Origin of the sequence: Kitasatospora sp. NPDC088779 (assembly GCF_040685395.1) — a bacterium.
Taxonomy (GTDB): Bacteria; Actinomycetota; Actinomycetes; order Streptomycetales; family Streptomycetaceae; genus Kitasatospora.
Genome location: NZ_JBFBHW010000026.1, coordinates 20,694 through 36,607, shown reverse-complemented (window position 1 = coordinate 36,607; position 15,914 = coordinate 20,694). Strand labels below are relative to the sequence as shown.

General features: G+C 75.0%; 11 protein-coding genes. 3 read left to right on the top strand and 8 right to left on the bottom strand.

Annotated elements, in window-relative coordinates:
* Positions 1–35 precede the first annotated feature (35 nt).
* The 7 genes from AB0P03_RS23725 to AB0P03_RS23695 form a co-directional block, all read right to left on the bottom strand.
* Positions 36–1,460 (bottom strand): sugar porter family MFS transporter, encoded by a 1,425-nt coding sequence (locus AB0P03_RS23725; RefSeq protein WP_363579150.1) that lies wholly within the window; start codon positions 1,458–1,460, stop codon positions 36–38.
* Between the two features lie 143 nt (positions 1,461–1,603).
* Positions 1,604–2,575 carry an L-histidine N(alpha)-methyltransferase gene (gene egtD / locus AB0P03_RS23720; RefSeq protein WP_363579148.1) on the bottom strand — a complete coding sequence of 324 codons (972 nt, stop codon included), beginning with the start codon at positions 2,573–2,575 and terminating at the stop codon, positions 1,604–1,606.
* 45 nt (positions 2,576–2,620) lie between these two features.
* On the bottom strand, positions 2,621–3,370 hold the full coding sequence (gene egtC, locus AB0P03_RS23715; protein WP_363630631.1) for an ergothioneine biosynthesis protein EgtC: 750 nt from the start codon (positions 3,368–3,370) through the stop codon (positions 2,621–2,623).
* Positions 3,370–4,713, bottom strand: a complete 1,344-nt coding sequence (gene egtB / locus AB0P03_RS23710; RefSeq protein WP_363579144.1) for an ergothioneine biosynthesis protein EgtB — start codon at positions 4,711–4,713, stop codon at positions 3,370–3,372. The genes egtC and egtB overlap by 1 nt, the downstream gene beginning before the upstream one ends.
* Positions 4,710–5,999: an ergothioneine biosynthesis glutamate--cysteine ligase EgtA gene (gene egtA, locus AB0P03_RS23705; protein ID WP_363579142.1), complete on the bottom strand. Its 1,290-nt coding sequence runs from the start codon at positions 5,997–5,999 to the stop codon at positions 4,710–4,712. The genes egtB and egtA overlap by 4 nt, the downstream gene beginning before the upstream one ends.
* Positions 6,000–6,287: 288 nt before the next feature.
* Positions 6,288–7,433 (bottom strand): aminotransferase class I/II-fold pyridoxal phosphate-dependent enzyme, encoded by a 1,146-nt coding sequence (locus tag AB0P03_RS23700; protein WP_363630630.1) that lies wholly within the window; start codon positions 7,431–7,433, stop codon positions 6,288–6,290.
* A 73-nt stretch (positions 7,434–7,506) separates the two neighbouring features.
* Positions 7,507–7,971, bottom strand: coding sequence for an SRPBCC family protein (locus AB0P03_RS23695; RefSeq protein WP_363579139.1), 465 nt, complete (start codon positions 7,969–7,971; stop codon positions 7,507–7,509).
* 276 nt (positions 7,972–8,247) lie between these two features.
* Here AB0P03_RS23695 and AB0P03_RS23690 point away from each other — a divergent pair, with 276 nt between their 5' ends.
* The 3 genes from AB0P03_RS23690 to AB0P03_RS23680 all read left to right on the top strand — a co-directional run bounded on the left by AB0P03_RS23690 (position 8,248) and on the right by AB0P03_RS23680 (position 15,008).
* Positions 8,248–9,054, top strand: a complete 807-nt coding sequence (locus AB0P03_RS23690; protein WP_363579137.1) for an SAM-dependent methyltransferase — start codon at positions 8,248–8,250, stop codon at positions 9,052–9,054.
* 190 nt (positions 9,055–9,244) lie between these two features.
* Complete coding sequence (locus AB0P03_RS23685; RefSeq protein ID WP_363630628.1) at positions 9,245–11,359, top strand: EAL domain-containing protein; 2,115 nt, start codon at positions 9,245–9,247, stop codon at positions 11,357–11,359.
* Positions 11,360–11,591: 232 nt separating this feature from the next.
* Positions 11,592–15,008 (top strand): hypothetical protein, encoded by a 3,417-nt coding sequence (locus tag AB0P03_RS23680; RefSeq protein ID WP_363579133.1) that lies wholly within the window; start codon positions 11,592–11,594, stop codon positions 15,006–15,008.
* 43 nt (positions 15,009–15,051) lie between these two features.
* Here the strand turns inward: AB0P03_RS23680 and ribA are convergent, their stop codons facing one another.
* Positions 15,052–15,681, bottom strand: coding sequence for a GTP cyclohydrolase II (gene ribA / locus AB0P03_RS23675; protein WP_363579131.1), 630 nt, complete (start codon positions 15,679–15,681; stop codon positions 15,052–15,054).
* Between the last annotated feature and the right edge of the window lie 233 nt (positions 15,682–15,914).

The window sequence follows — 15,914 nt, the reverse complement described above, 5'->3', positions numbered from 1 at the left end:
GCTAGGGTGCGGGGGCCGATGGTCGGACTGTCGGATCAGCCCATGTCCTCCAGCCGGACGCCCTTGGTCTCCTTCATGAACTTCGCCACGAAGACGATCGACAGCGCCGCGAACGCCGCGTACACCAGGTAGGTCGCCGACAGGTTCCAGCGCGACATCGACGGGAACGACACGGTGATCGCCCAGTTGGCGATCCACTGCGCGGAGGCGGCGACGGACAGCGCGGCGGCCCGGATGCGGTTCGGGAACATCTCGCCGAGCATCACCCAGACGACCACGCCCCAGGACATCGCGAAGAACAGCACGAAGGCGTTGGCGGCGACCAGCGCGACGGTGCCCTGGAGGTCGGGCAGCGTGACGTTGTCGCCGCTGCCGGTGGCGGAGGAGAACGCCCAGCCGGCCGCGCCGAGCGCGACGGCCATGCCGGCCGAGCCGATCAGGGCGAGCGGCTTGCGGCCGATCCGGTCCACCAGCAGGATCGCGACCACGGTGCCGAGGATGTTGATGACCGAGCCGACGAAGCTGATCAGCAGCGAGTTGCTCTGGTCGATGCCGACCGACTGCCACAGGATCGACGAGTAGTAGAAGATCACGTTGATGCCGACCAGCTGCTGGAAGACCGACAGGCCGATGCCGACCCAGACGATCGGCAGCAGGCCGAAGCGCCCGCCGAGCAGGTCGCCGAAGCGCGGGCGGTGGTCGGAGGCGATCAGCCCCTGGACCTCGGCGATCCGGGCGTCGGTGTCGACGTCCTGGCCCTCGACCTGGGCGAGCACGGCGCGGGCGTCGTCCAGCCGGCCGGCCTGGATCAGGTAGCGCGGGGACTCGGGGATCACCGAGGCGAGGGTGAAGTAGACCGCGGCCGGGACGACGCAGATGCCGAGCATCCACTGCCAGGCCTCCAGGCCGAGCAGCTGGCCGCGGGTGTCGCCGCCGGCCGCGTTCGCCAGCAGCCAGTTGACCAGCTGGGAGATCGCGATGCCGAGCACGATCGCGGCCTGCTGGAAGGAGGCCAGCCGGCCCCGGTACTTGGTGGGCGCGACCTCGGCGATGTAGGTCGGGGCGATCACCGAGGCGATGCCGATGGCCGCGCCGCCGAGCACGCGCCAGAAGGCGAGGTCCCAGGCGGCGAAGGGGAGCATCGAGCCGATCGCGCTGACCGCGAACAGCAGCGCGCCCGCCTTCATGACCTTGATGCGGCCGTAGCGGTCGGCGAACCGGCCGGCCAGTGCGGCGCCGATCGCCGAGCCCAGCAGGGCGGAGGAGACGATCAGACCGGTCACGCCGTCGCCGACGCCGAACTTCTCCTGGATCCCGGAGACGGCGCCGTTGATCACGGAACTGTCGTAGCCGAACAGGAACCCGCCGAGGGCTGCGGCGGCGGTGATGAAGACGACGAAGCCGAGGCGGCCGGGCGCGGAGGCCTCGACCGCCCCGGAGGGCTGCTTGGTGACGCTCACGATCTTGACTCCTGGTACTCAACGCTGAGCTCGGTAGCCGAGATCGTAACCCTTATTCGTTTAAGTCTTGTACACCGGAAACCTCAATTTTTGCTCTGAGGATTCGTAAGGTGAACAAGCAAATTCAGCTGCGCCGACCGTGCCTACGCCGGGGCGGACAGTGACAGCCCGAACCGGCCCTCCTCGTCCGTCCACCAGTGGCTCAGCCGCAGCCCGGCCGCCGCCAGCTCGGCGGACACCCGCTCCCGGCGGAACTTGGCGGACACCTCGGTGCGCAGCTCCTCGCCCCGGTCGAAGTGCACCGGCAGGTTCAGCGCCGGGATCTTCACGGTCTGCGCGCGCAGCGAGCGCAGCCGCATCTCGATCCACTCCCGATCCGGGTCCCACCGCGCGACGTGCGCGAACGCGGTCGGGTCGAAGTCGGCGCCCAGCTCGCGGTTGAGCACGTTGAGCACGTTGAGGTTGAACTCGGCGGTCACCCCGGCCGCGTCGTCGTAGGCGGCGACCAGCACCGACGGGTCCTTGACCAGGTCGGTGCCGAGCAGCAGGAAGTCGCCCGGGTCGAGGGAGGCGCGCAGCCCGCGCAGGAAGGCCGCCCGCTCCTCGGGCAGCAGGTTGCCCAGGGTGCCGCCGAGGAAGGCGACCAGTCGGGGGCCGCCCTCCGGGGGCAGGCCGAGCCGGGCGGTGAAGTCGGCCAGCACGCCGTGCACGGCGAGCCCGGGGTACTCGGCGGCGAGCGCGACGCCGGCGGCGGTCAGCGCGCTCTCGCTGACGTCCACCGGGACGTACGTCTCCAGGGTGCCGAGCGCGCGCAGCGCGTCCAGCAGCAGCCGGGTCTTCTCGGAGGAGCCGGAGCCCAGCTCGACCAGCGTGCGGGCCCCGGTGGCGGCGGCGATCTCGCCGGCCCGGGCGGTCAGGATGGCCCGCTCGGCGCGGGTCGGGTAGTACTCCGGCAGCCGGGTGATCTCCTCGAACAGCTCGCTGCCCCGCGCGTCGTAGAACCACTTCGGCGGCAGCCACTTGGGTTCGGAGGTCAGGCCGTGCTGCACGTCGTGGCGCAGCGCGCTGCTGAAGTGGTCGGCGGGCAGCAGCCGGGTGAGATCAAATGTGTCCATGACAGGGTGGGTCCTCTGTTCAGAAGATGAAGGGGCGGTGGAGGATCAGTAGCGGCCGAGGAGCTGACGGACGGTGACGCCGCGCTCGTCGACCACCACCAGCGAGCCGTCCGGGACGGCCGTCCAGCCGGGAGCGTCGTCGTACGGCTCGGAGGCCACCACCGTGCCGAGCCCGGGCAGGTCGCGGTGGTGCAGGGTGTCGCCCCAGGCGGTCGCGGCGAGTGTGCGGCCGTCGGTGAGCAGCAGGTTGAGCCGGCCGGTGGTGTGCGCGGTGACGTCCGCGACGGTGCCCGCCAGCGCCTCGCCGAGCCCGGCCCCCGCCCGCAGCCGGTGCAGGACCAGGGCCCACAGCAGCGCCGAGTCGGAGCGTGCCTCCAGCTCCAGCAGCTCGGCCGGCGGGAGCAGGGCGGCCAGCGCGTCCAGCTTGCCCGGCCAGCCCGCCACCGCGCCGTTGTGGCTGAACAGCCAGCGCCCGGCCGCGAACGGCGCCGCCGCGCTCTCGCCCGCCGCGCAGCCCTCGGTGGCGGAGCGGACCGCCGCCAGCAGCGCCCGGGTGCGGATCACCCGGGCGAGGTCGGCGAACGCGGCGTCCGCCCAGATCGGCCCGTCACGGCGGTAGCGGGCCGGCACCTCGTCGCCGTCCGCGTACCAGCCGAGGCCGAAGCCGTCCGCGTTGACCGTGCCGTACTGCTGCGCCCGGGGTGCCCAGGACTGCCGGTACAGGCCGTGCGGCGGGTGCACCAGCAGCTCCCGTGGCGCCACCGGCCCACCCAGGTAGGCGAGGTGGCGGCACATCAGGCCACCTCCAGGTCGCGGGCGGTGCGGAACCCGGCGAAGATCTGCCGCCGGACGGGGTAGTCCCAGTTGCGGAAGGTGCCCCGGCAGGCGACCGGCGCCACCGCGAAGCAGCCGCCGCGCAGCACCTTGTACTCCGGTCCGAAGAAGACCTCCGAGTACTCCTGGTAGGGCCAGGCCCGGAACCCGGGGTAGGGGCGGAGGTCGCTGGCCGTCCACTCCCACACGTCGCCGATCAACTGCCGTACGCCGTACGGGGACTCGCCCGCCGGGTAGCCGCCGGCCGGGGCCGGGCGCAGGTGCCGCTGCCCGAGGTTGGCGTGCTCGGCTCCGGGGGCCTGGTCGCCCCACGGGTAGCGGCGGGAGCGGCCGCTCGCCGGGTCGTGCCGGGCCGCCTTCTCCCACTCCGCCTCGGTCGGCAGCCGCCGTCCGGCCCACCGGGCGTAGGCGTCCGCCTCGTACCAGCTGACGTGCAGGACGGGTTCGTCCGCCGGGACGGGCTCCACCGTGCCGAACCGGCGCCGCAGCCACTGGCCGCCGTCCAGGCGCCAGAACAGCGGGGCGGTCAGGTCGGCCCGCCGCCGGTGCTCCCAGCCCTCGGGCGTCCACCAGCGCGGCTCGTCGTAGCCGCCGTCCGCGATGAACCGCTGGTACGCGGCGTTGGTGACCGGCGTGGTGTCCAGCAGGAAGGCGGGCAGCTCGACCACGTGCGCGGGGCGCTCGTTGTCCAGTGCCCATGGCTCGGTGTCGGTGCCCATCGTGAACGGTCCTGCGGGGACGAGCACTTCGGCGGGCAGCGCGGCCGCGTCCGCCGGGGCGGGCGGCGGCGGGGGAGCGGCCAGCGCAGGCTCCCCCGGGCGGAGCTGGTGGGTGATCAGCATCGTCTCGTCGTGCTGCTGCTCGTGCTGGGCGATCATCCCGAACGCGAACCCGGCGTCCAGCAGCGGCGCCCCCTCCAGCGGACTGGCCGCCAGCAGGTCCAGCACCCGGCCGCGCACCTCGTGCGCGTACGCCCGGGCCTCGGCGGGTGCCAGCAGCGGCAGGCTCGGCCGCTCGGCCCGGGGGTGCTGGAAGGCGTCGTACAGCGGGTCGATCTCCGGGTGCATCGGGTCGCGGCCGCCGACGTTGCGCAGCAGCCAGAGTTCCTCCTGGTTGCCGATGTGCGCCAGGTCCCAGACCAGCGGGGACATCAACGGCGAGTGCTGGGCGGTGAGGTCGCCGTCCTCGACGCAGTCGGTGAGCGCGGCGGTGCGGGCGCGGGCGGCCAGCAGCTCGGCCGCGATGGTCTCGCGCAACTCCTCGGTGCCCGCCGCCGGGGCGGCAGGGGGGCGGACGTCGGTCATGGTGCGGCCTCCTCCGGAGGAGTGCGTCGGGTGCCGGAGCGCAGGGCGTCCAGCTGGTCGTCGGCCGGGCAGCGGCCGCGCGCGGGGTAGCGCTCGGCGAAGTCGGCGACGGCGGCGCGCAGCCGACCGGCCCCGGGCAGGCGGCCCAGCGCGGCGTCGGCGGCGGCGAAGCAGGTCAGGGCGGCGCGGCGCAGCTCGGGATCGGCGACGGCCAGCGTCGCGGCCCGGCGCCAGACGTCGCTGCGCGGCGGGCGCGGACCGTCCGGGCGGCCCAGCGGCTCCAGCGCGGCGAGCGCGGCCTCGGCGGCCGGCACGTCGTCCAGCAGCGCGGTCACCAGGGCGGTGGGCACCACCCAGCCGTCCCCGGGCTGGGCGTCGATCATGCGCAGCTCCAGGTGGCCGTGCGGGCGCACCGGCGGGAACAGGGTGGTCCGGTGGTAGTCCAAGTCGCCCAGCGTGGGCGGGCGTTCGCCGCCGCCGCGGACCCAGTCGCGGAAGGTCAGGCCGGGTGGGGCCGTCCACGGCAGCCCCTCGGGGCGGCGCACGCACAGCACCTCGGCGTCCAGCACGTACTGCGCCCAGGCCTCGCGGGGGTCGCCGTGGTCCGGCTCCGGGGCGAGCGTGCGGGTCGGGTCCATCCGGGACCAGACGGTCTGCCGGGTGGAGCGGTGACCGGTCGGCCTGCCGTCCAGCAGTGGGGAGTTGGCGAAGGCGGCGACCAGGACCGGGCCGAGCAGGTGGGTCAGTCGCCAGCGGCGCTCCACCGCGTGCGGGCCGTCCGCGTCGCCGGCGTCCAGGCACACCTGCACCGAGGCCGTGCCGGTCATCATGATCCGGCCCCAGGGGCCGGCGGAGTCGAAGAACCGCTCCATCGCGAGGTAGCGGGGGTGGTCCAGGACCATCAGGCGGGGGCGGGCCAGCGGGTCCGTCCCGGTGCCGGTGAGGCGCAGGCCCTGCGCCGCGAAGGCGGCCCGCAGGGCGGTCAGATCGCGTCGGGTGTCCTCGACGCAGGCCAGGAGGCCGGTGGCGGGCGGGGAGCTGAGCTCGACCTGCCCGCCGGGTTCGAGCGTGAGCCGCGAGCCGGAGGGGAGCGAGGCTCCGTCCGGGCCGCCGAGTGGCAGCGACTCCAGTGCGGCGTGGACCAGTTCCGGTCGGACGGGCTTGCCGGGACATCGGTCGTCGTGGACGAACCACTCGACCTCGACGCCCACCAGCCGGGGCGGTCCGATCTTGAAGCAGACGCCCGACACGTGGCTGAGCGCCCCCGACTCGGTCAGCGGGGTCACCCCCGGCGGGGGCGCTGGGGGGCTCTGCCGGTCGGGCGGAGTGGTGCGGGATGTCGGTATCACCGGACTTACCATCCTCGGGGTCAGGATTGCGGCCCGAACTACCCTGCCCAGTCTGCTACGGAGCATGCGGGGGCGCTTCGCAAATATCGTGTGAACGTTCGTTTCTGCAGGTCAGGGGTGGCGCGATCGGGTGAATCCGGGGATCCGGGCGGCTTTCCGGGCGTGCGCGGGGGCGCCGGGCGGGACGTGCGCGGGGCTGCCGGGCGGGGTGGCCCGGTGGTTCGGTCACCGCCGGTCGAGGCGCTCCAGGACGGCGTCCAGCACCGGGCCCGGCAGGGCGTAGTTCAGCCGCAGCGCGCCCCGGCCGCCGGGGCCGAACTCGGCGCCGTCCGAGGCCTCCAGGCCGTAGCGCTCCAGCAGCGCCCGGCGGGCCCCGTCCGGTGGCAGCCCCAGGGCGGCGGCGTCCAGCCAGAGCAGGTAGGAGGACTGCGGCGCGGAGCGGACGGCGGGCCCCAGCCGGCCGGTGAGCCGGGCGCGGGCGGCGGCGAGGTGGGCGAGCAGCGCGTCCAGCCACGGCCCGCCCTCGGCCAGCGCCGCCCGCTGGACGGTCTGCTCCAGCAGACCGCCCTCCCAGAGGCCGAAGCCGGCCAGCACCTCGGTGAACCGGGCGCGCAGGCCCGGATCGGGGACGAGCGCGAAACTGCTCGGCAGGCCGGAGCAGTTGAAGGTCTTGCCGACCGAGTTCAGCGTGACCACCCGGGGCCGGAGCGCCGCGTCGACGGTGGCCACCGCCACCGGGTGGACGTACCCGGGGTGGGTGAGATCGCCGTGCACCTCGTCCGAGACCAGCAGCGCGCCGGCCTCCGCCGCCCGCTCGGCGAGGGCCCGCAGGTCGGCGGCCGGCCAGACCCGGGCGGAGGGGTTGTGCGGGCTGCTCAGCAGGACGGCTCCGGCCGGGTGGGGGAGCGGACCGTCCGGGAGCCGGTAGCCGTCCGGGCCGGCGGTCAGGGGCAGTTCCCGGTACGGGAGGCCGGCCGCCCGGCACAGCTGGGCGAAGCCGCCCCACTCCGGCGTCGGGAACAGCACCGGCGCCTGCGGGCGCACGGTCTCCAGCAGCAGGCGCAGGGCGGTGCGCGGGCCGCAGGGCAGCAGCAGCACCCAGTCCGGATCCACCTCGACGCCGTGCCGCGAGCGGTACCAGCGGGCCACCAGCGCCCGCCCGGCCGGGTCGCACACCGTGTACCCGTACGCGCGGTGGCGGGCCCGGTGCTCCAGCGCGGCGGCCACGGCCGGCGGTCCGGGCAGGTCCATGTCCGCCAGGCCCATCGCGATCACCCCGGGCGCCCCCGCGCGGGCCCACTTGCTGCTGCCCGTCCCGGTCCGGTCGAAGGGGGCCGCGAAGCCGAACGCGTCCGGTGCGGTGGTGGGCATCACGGCCTCCGGTGGTCGGGGGTGCGCCGCCACGCTAGAGCCGGACGGGTGCCGGCCGCCACCGGCCGCGTGGTCACCCGTTCGCCGGCCCGCTCCCGCTGCCCAGGTGTGCCGCCAGCCCCCGCCGCCCCCGGCGCATCATCACCGCGTGGTTGGCCCGGAAGAGCGGGTGCAGGGGCAGGGCGAGGCGGCGCAGCAGGGGTTTGCCGGGGCGGGTGTCCTCCTCGAAGAGCACGCGGCTGCCCGGCCCGTCCGAGGTGACGGTGAACCGTGACCACCCGGTGAGATCGCCCCGCATGACCGCCTCCAGCACTCCGGCGGCCCGGTCGCGCCGTCGCGCCTCCAGGCGGATCACCAGCCGGTACGGCAGCAGCGCGCGCACCACGAGGTCCCCGGACTCCTCGCCGGTCTGCCGGACTTCGAGGACCTCGGGCCACCACAGCGGGTAACTCCGCACGTCCTCCAGCGCCGCGTACACGTCGGGGGCCGGCGCCGCGAGTCGCCACATGCCCCGGAAGCGGTAGTGGTTGGGGTCCACGCGCCCCACCCTAGAGCGCCCCGGTCCGGGGCCGGCCCGTTTCGGTCGGGTTCCCTCGTCGACGGCCGGGCCCTACGGTGGCCCGGCCGTCGGCGGGACCGGTTCCGGTGAGACGGGAGGGGAACGCTCCGTAAACGTCGCATGCCAGGAGGGAGGTGTTCCGCTTGCAGCCGTTCGGGGTGCAGGGGAGGATCTTGTGTGCTTGTAGTCTCGTCTGTCACAGCAGTTGTCGCGAGGCACTGCATCCCCGGAAAACGGAGTGAAGGAGTCACAGGCATGCGGCGACCGAGCTGGGTACCGGAGGGCACGGACCTGGACAAACCGAACGCCGCGCGGGTCTACGACTACTACCTGGGGGGCTCGCACAACTTCGAGGTCGACCGGGAGATGGCGCGCAAGGCGATGGCCCTGTGGCCGGAGCTGCCGCAGATCATGCGCTCCAACCGGGCCTTCCTGCGGCGGGCCGTGTCCTACCTGGCCGAGCGCGGCGTCACCCGCTTCCTGGACATCGGCTCCGGCATCCCGACCTTCGGCGCGGTGCACGAGATCGCCCGCGCGATCCGCCCCGAGGCGACGGTCCTCTACGTGGACCGGGACCCGGTCGCCGTCGCGCACAGCCGCCTGCTGCTGGAGGACGACCCCGGCAGCGAGGTCGTCCAGGCCGACCTGCGCGACGTCCACGACCTGCTGGCCCGCCCCGAGGTGGCCGCGCTGCTGGCGCAGGGCGAGCCGGTGGCCGTCCTGCTGGTCGCCGTCGCGCACTTCGTCACCGACGACGAGGACCCGTGGAAGCTGATCGGCACGCTCCGTGACGCGCTCCCGCCCGGCAGCGCGCTGGTCCTCTCGCACGCCTCCCTGGAGGGCCGCCCGGACCAGGCGGAGGACCACCAGGAGCTCTACCGCAAGACGCCGACCCCGCTGACCATGCGCACCCACGAGCAGATCAGCGGGATGTTCGCCGGCTTCGAGCTGGTCGAACCGGGCGTGGTCTACCTGCCGCAGTGGCGTCCGGACCAGCCGGAGACGGTCGGCGAGCACCCCGAGCGGATGACCGGGGTGGCGGGCGTGGGGTTCCGCCCTTGAGCGGACGGATCGGGCGAGTGACCGACGGCCGCGGGCTCCGCGAAGCGGCCGCCGGTCCCCCCACCGTGCCCGCCGCGCGGACCACTGCTCACCCCACCGTGCCCGCCGCGCGGACCACTGCTCCCCCCGCCCGGTCCGCTGCCCGCGCCGACCACCCCGCAGCGGTGACCGCGCGCACCCGGGTGGACGCATGAGCGCCGCCCCGGTGTCCGGCAGCGCCGAACGGTTCCACGAGGCCTGGACGCGACTGCTCTCCGCCGACCACGGCACGGCCGTCCACCCCGGGCTGCTCGGCCGCCTCACCGCCCGGACCGCCGCCCTGCTCCACCGCGCGCAGCTGGGCGAGCCGTTCGAGCCCCGGCTGGCCGAGCAGGCCGGCGCGGAACTGGTCGACGCGCACTTCACCGACCCGGTGGTGCTGGCCCGGGCGGTGGAGCTGCTCCAGGCGCAGCCGCTCGGCGACGACCGCGGCCCGGCCCTGACCGGCGCCTTCGCGGCCGGCTGGGCCGCCGCCCTGCGCGAGCGCACGCTGCGGGAGCAGGAGGCGATCCGCACCGCCGCCGACACCGCCCGCAAGGAGGCCGAGCGGGCGCTGCGCGCCTCCGAGGCCCGGTTCCGGGCGCTGTTCGAGAGCGCCGCCATCGGGATCGGCATCGGCGACACCGACGGCAACATCCTGGCGGTCAACAAGGCGCTCCAGGAGCTGTTCGGCGCGAGCCCGGAGGACATGACCGGCCGCCGGGTCGGCGATCTCGTCCACCCCGAGGACACCCCGGGCGTGTGGGAGGCGTACGAGGAGCTGATCAGCGGCAAGCGGGACTACTTCCAGTTCGACAAGCCGTACTACCGCCAGGACGGCGAGGTGGTCTGGACCCATCTGACCGTCTCGCTGATCCGCGACGACGACGGCGTCCCGCAGTACCAGGTCGCGATGCTGGAGGACGTCACCGACCGCTACCGGCTCCAGGAGCGGCTGCGCCACCAGGCCACCCACGACCCGCTGACCGGCCTGCCGAACCGGGCGGCCTTCTTCGAGCGGCTGGAGAAGCTGTTCGAGGATCCGGATCCGGGCGCCAGGTTCGGCCTCTGCTACGTCGACCTCGACGGCTTCAAGGTGGTCAACGACAGCCTCGGCCACGACACCGGGGACCAGCTGCTGTCCGCCGTGGCGGCCCGGCTGAAGGCCGCGCTCAACCCGCTCGGCCACCTGGTGGCCCGGCTCGGCGGCGACGAGTTCGTGGTGCTGCTGGAGAACTGCCGGGGCGAGCAGGAGGCCGTCGCGGCGGCGAAGACGGTGCTCAAGGCGCTGGCCGGGCCGGTGCTGATCGGCGACCACAAGCTGGCCGTGGGCGCGAGCGTCGGCGTGCTGGAGCGGCGGGTGTCCACCACCACCCCGGGCGCGGCCGTCCGGGCCGCCGACCTGACGCTGTACCGGGCCAAGGAGGCCGGCCGCGGCCGCTGGACGCTGTTCGACCCCAAGGAGAACGCCCGCGCGGTCAGCCGCTACGCGGTGTCGGTGCGGATGCCGGCCGCCCTCGACCGGGGCGAGTTCTTCATCGACTACCAGCCGCTGTACGCGCTGGCGGACGGCCGGCTGGCCGCGGTGGAGGCGCTGGTGCGCTGGCGCCACCCGCAGCTCGGCGTCCTCGGCCCGGACGAGTTCGTGACCACCGCCGAGGAGACCGGGCTGATCATGCCGCTCGGTCGCTGGGTGCTGGAGCAGGCCTGTGGCCAGGCCGCGGACTGGGTCAAGCGGTTCGGCGACGCCGCGCCGCAGCTGAACGTCAACCTGGCGGTCCGCCAGGCGCGCAGCGCGGCGCTCGTCACCGACCTCGGCCGGATCCTCGACACGACCGGCCTCGAACCGGCCAGGCTGCAACTGGAGATCACCGAGTCGACCGTGGTCGGGCCCGAGGACGAGGCGCTGCGCACCCTGCACGGGCTGGTGGACCTCGGCGTGTCGCTGGCCGTGGACGACTTCGGCACCGGCTGGTCCAACCTCGCGTACCTGCGCGACCTGCCGGTCTCCGGGCTGAAGATCGCCGGTTCCTTCGTCGGAGACCTGCACGATCCGGAGAAGGACGAGTCCACCGGGTGGCGGATCGTCAGCGGCCTGGTGTCGATGGCGCACGCACTCGGGCTGACCGTCACCGCCGAGGGCGTGGAGACCCGCAAGGACGCCGAACGGCTGCGGACCATCGGCTGCGACTGGGCCCAGGGCTGGCACTTCGGCCGCCCGGTGCGGCCGGACGAGATCGCCCGCCGGATCGCCGAGGAGCCCCGGGGACGCCCGGTCGGGGGCTGACGCGTCGGGGGTGTCGGCTCCGCGGCCGAAGGGGACAGGGCCGGGCAGGTGGGGGAGGCCCGCGGCGGCGTTCGGCGGCGTTCGTGCAACCGCTCGGTCGCGTTCCGGAAAATCGGCCAACACCACGGCCCACCATGCGGGATGATGGCGCGTCAAAATCACCACCCGGGGCCGTGCGGCGCGCGGCTACGGCCCCGCGCCGGCCCCGGGAAGCGGGGAGGAGAGCGCCGCCATGGCCACACCGGAGGACGCCGGCCCAGCCGACGACGACCGACGAGGCCCCTGGCCGGAGAGCGGCCCCGGGGTCCGGCCCGAGCCCCCGACCAGGGCGGACCGGCGGCCGTGGGGGCGGCGCCTCGGTGTCGTGCCGGACCGGCCGTCCCGGCTCGGCGCCGTCCCGCGCACCCGGACGGACCCCGACGCCGCGACCGGGCGGGAGCCGGACGGCGGGGCCCGCTTCGACCCGGAGGCGCCGACCAGGGTCCAGCGGGCCGCGCCGGAGCGGGTCGACCCGGAGGCGCCGACCAAGGTCCAGCGGCGCGCGGGCACCGGGCGCGCCGCCGCCCCCGGCTGGGCCGACAACGTCGGCCCCGGGCCCAGCCGGAGGGGCGAGGGCCCCGTGGGCGGGGTGTCAGGGGGTGGGATATCGGCGGGCGGGGCGCCGGAGGGTGCGGGGCCCACCGGCGGACGGTTCGCGGGCGCTTTCCCGGACGCCCTGCGCGGCCGCTTCGACCCGCTCGGCGTGGCCGGCTCCGGCACCGAGGGCACCGTCTGGCACGTCCGGCGCACCGACGGCGGCGGCGAGGCCGCGGTGAAGGTGACGGCCGCCGGCCAGTCCATGGACGCCGACCTGCTCGGCTACCTGCGCAACGACGACTACCGCCGCCACGTCCCGCACATCGTCGACTTCGGGCGGGTCGGCCACCACGGCGCCGAACTCGACTGGGTGGCCATGGAGTACCTGCCGGTCACCCTCGCCGACCACTTCGCCGAACTGCGCGAGCGCGGCCGGTACACCGACCCGCGGGAGGCCGAGCGGATCGTCTACGAGCTCGTCGCCCTGCTCGACTTCTGGCAACGGCGGATCGAGCGCAACCCGCTGGACTTCAAGCCGGCCAACGTGCTGGTCCGCCCCGGCCGCGCGCCCGGGGAGTTCGTGATAGCCGACTTCGGCGGCGTCGCCCGGCTCACCGCCAGCCGCCGCTTCACGCCCGAGACGATCGTCACCATCCCGTACATGGCCCCCGAGCTCCTGGCCGGCCGCAATCACGAGGCCGGGCCCTGGTGGGCGCTCGGCAACGTCCTGTACGAGCTGTTCACCGGCCGCCCCCGCTTCCTCGGCGCGGACGGCCTGCTGATCAGCGACGAGGTGCTGCAACTGGAACTGGTCCTGGGGGACGAGGTCGACCTCTCCGCCCTCGCCGACCCCCGCCAACTGCTGCTCCTCCAAGGGCTGTTCACCAAGAACCCGGAGGACCGCTGGACCGCCCCGCAGGTCCGCAGCTGGCTGGCCGGCGGCAGCCCCGCGGTGGTCCGGCGACAGACCCGGGCCGACACCGGCCGCACCCACCGGCCGATCACCTTCCTCGGCTCCCCCTTCACCGATCCGGCCAAGCTCGCCGAGGTCCTGCTCAGGCGCTCCGGCGACGCGGCCCGCTGGCTCTCCGCCGGGGGAGCGGAGCGGCTGCGCGACTGGCTGCGCGACGACGTCCAGGACAACATCTTCGACCTGCACCACCTGACCGACGTCGCCCGGGCGCCCGGCTCCCGCCGCGACGCGGCGGGAGCCCTCGCGGTGCTCGCCTTCGGCGCCGCCTTCGCCCCCTCCGCCACCCCCTACTACCTCGACCGCCCGATCGACACCCCCGGGCTGGAACGCATCGCCACCGAACCGGACGGCGCCGTGTTCATCGACGCGCTGGTCCGGGGCGGCGCCCCGGCCGTCGCCGCCCGCTACGACTGCTTCCACCCTGAGTGCTCCGGCGAACACTGCTCCCGACTGCTCGCCCTGGCCCGGCTCCCGGACGTCCTGGCCGAAGTGGACCGTGCCGCCCGCACCGTCGGCGGCGGCCGGCGGGGCGGCGACGGGCTCAGCCCGCAGGAGCGCGAGGAGGCACACCGGCTGGTGGTGTGGCTGAGCGTGCGCCCCGAGGAGCGCGACCGGCTGCTCGGCCGGCTCTCGCCGCTGCCCACCGCCCTGCACCGGCTGCCGCTGCCCGAACGGATGGCGGAGCTCGCCGCCCTCGTCGCGGCGGTGGTGGTGGACGCGGCCCTGGCCGCCGGCTCCGGGATCCGCACGGCCGTACGCGCCGCGGTGCGCCGGCCCGCGCCGGACCCGACCGCCGCGCCGGAGGCGGTCCGGCGCCGCTGGTCGGCGTTGCGGCGGCGGGCGGTGGGCGCCGACCCGGGGGACGACGCCGGGCGCGCGGCCCTGGTCGCCGCCGAGACGCTGCGCCCGCGCGGCCGGGGCCGGGGCGAGCGGCCCGACGACGCGGATGGCCGGGAGGGCGGGGCCGGGCGGGAGAGCCGGGCCGGCCGGGACCGGTGGCTGGGGCGGCTGTGGCAGGGCGGGCGTGGACGGACGCCGGTGGACTGGGCGGCCCGGCTGCGGGCGTGGTGGCCGCACGCCCGGACCGGCCTGCCGCGCCGGGCGGGCGCCGTGCTGCTGCTGTTCCTCGCGCTCGGGTTGCTGCTGTGGGCGGGGGCGGTGTTCCGCTACCCCGTCGAGGCCGGGGTCCAGCTCAGGATCTCGCCGGACGGCGCCTTCGGCGGGCCGTTGAAGAAGGCCGGCGAGCACGCGGCCCAGCAGGTGGTCGGCCAACTGGGGGCGGCACTGGTCGCCGCCGCCGTCCTGGCCTTCTTCCCCGCCCGGGTCGGCCTCGGCACGGCGGCCCTGACCGGCGTCGGGGCCTTCGCCATCGGCTACCTGCGGCTCGGACCGCCGATGACGGGCCTGGAGATGCCGAGACCGGTGGCCGAGCGGGTGGTCATGTTCGAGGGCGGGATGGGCAGTTGGGCCGGCTTCGCGGCGGTGGCGGCGATCGTGGCGTCGTTCGCGCTGATCGAGCGCGCTGCGGACCGGTTGCTGAAGCCCGCGCACGAGGCCCGGCGGCAGGTGCGGGAGGCCTGGCGGCGGCTCGCCGGGCGGGGCGCGGCGGCACGGTGGGACGGCAAGCAGTGGCGGACGGGCCCCGTGGGCGCCCGTGACCGCGTGCTCTTCGCGCTCGGGAGCACCTGTGTGCTGGCCCTGCTGCTGTGGGCGGCGGTCGAGGTGCGGCTGGCGGCCACCGGGCACCACCCGACGCCGGACTCCTGGGGGACCGGCCGGACCGGCGCGGCCTACCAGTCCGGGTTCGTCGTCCTGCTGGCCGTCGTCTCCCTCGCGAGCACCCTGGGGACGCCGGGTACCGCCCGGGCGCTCCTCGGCTGCTGGATCCCCGCCACCCTGGTGCTCGGCGCCTGGCCCGGACCGCTCGGCCCGGTCGAGGCGCTGCGGATCCCGGTGTTCAAGGGGCAGCTCGCGGCCGTCGCGGAGTTCTGGGGGCACGGCGCGTTCTGGGCCGCGCTGCTGGTCGCGCTCCCGCTCGCGGCGTACGGGGTGCTGCGCACGGTCCGGGCGCGGGGGGCGGGTGCGGGGGTGGACGGCTGACGGCTGACGGTCCGGCCGTCATCCGGTCCGGCCGTCATCCGGCTCAGCCGACCAGCCGGGACAGTTCGATCGAGTGCCCGGTCCGCTCCACCTTCGCCCGCAGGTAGCGCACGTTGCTCGCGGACAGATGCACGCCGGTCGGCACCCGCCGCCGCACGGTGATCCCGAGGTCGGCCAGCTGCTGCGCCTTGTCCGGGTTGTTGCTCAGCAGGTCGATGCCGGTGGCGCCGAGGGTGGTGAGCATCTGGGCGGCGGCGGTGTAGTCCCGGCCGTCCTCGGGCAGGCCGAGCGCCGTGTTGGCGTCGTACGTGTCCAATCCGGAGTCCTGCAAGGAGTAGGCCTCCAGCTTGTTGTAGAGCCCGATGCCCCGGCCCTCCTGCCGCAGGTACAGCAGGTAGCCGCCGGCCTCGGTGATCCGCTCGACCGACTCGCGCAGCTGCGGGCCGCAGTCGCAGCGGTCCGAGCCGAAGACGTCGCCGGTCAGGCACTCCGAGTGCAGGCGCACCAGTGGCGTCCCGCCCTCCGGCACCTCGCCGAACGCGAGCGCCAGGTGTTCGGCGCCGTCGGCGAGGTCGTGGAAGGTGAGGGCCTCCGCCTCGGCGCGGTAGCCGTCGGAGAAGGTCAGCGGGATGCGCACACGCGAGCGCACCGTGGCGGGACCGGGCTGCGGCATGGGTGGGCCTCCGTCGATGAGGAGATGGGTCGGCGAACCGACGAACCGATGGGGTCGAGAGGGGCGGACCGGGTGGCCCGGGGTGGAGCGGATGTCGATGACCGTACTCGGTAGTTCCAATTTGAACAACTAAATACCGCCCGTGCCCGATGCGACTACGGACCGTGGTTCAGCCGGGCTCCGTGCGGACGCGAGGGCGCTGGTGGATCGTACGGTCCGCGAGGCGTGGGGGT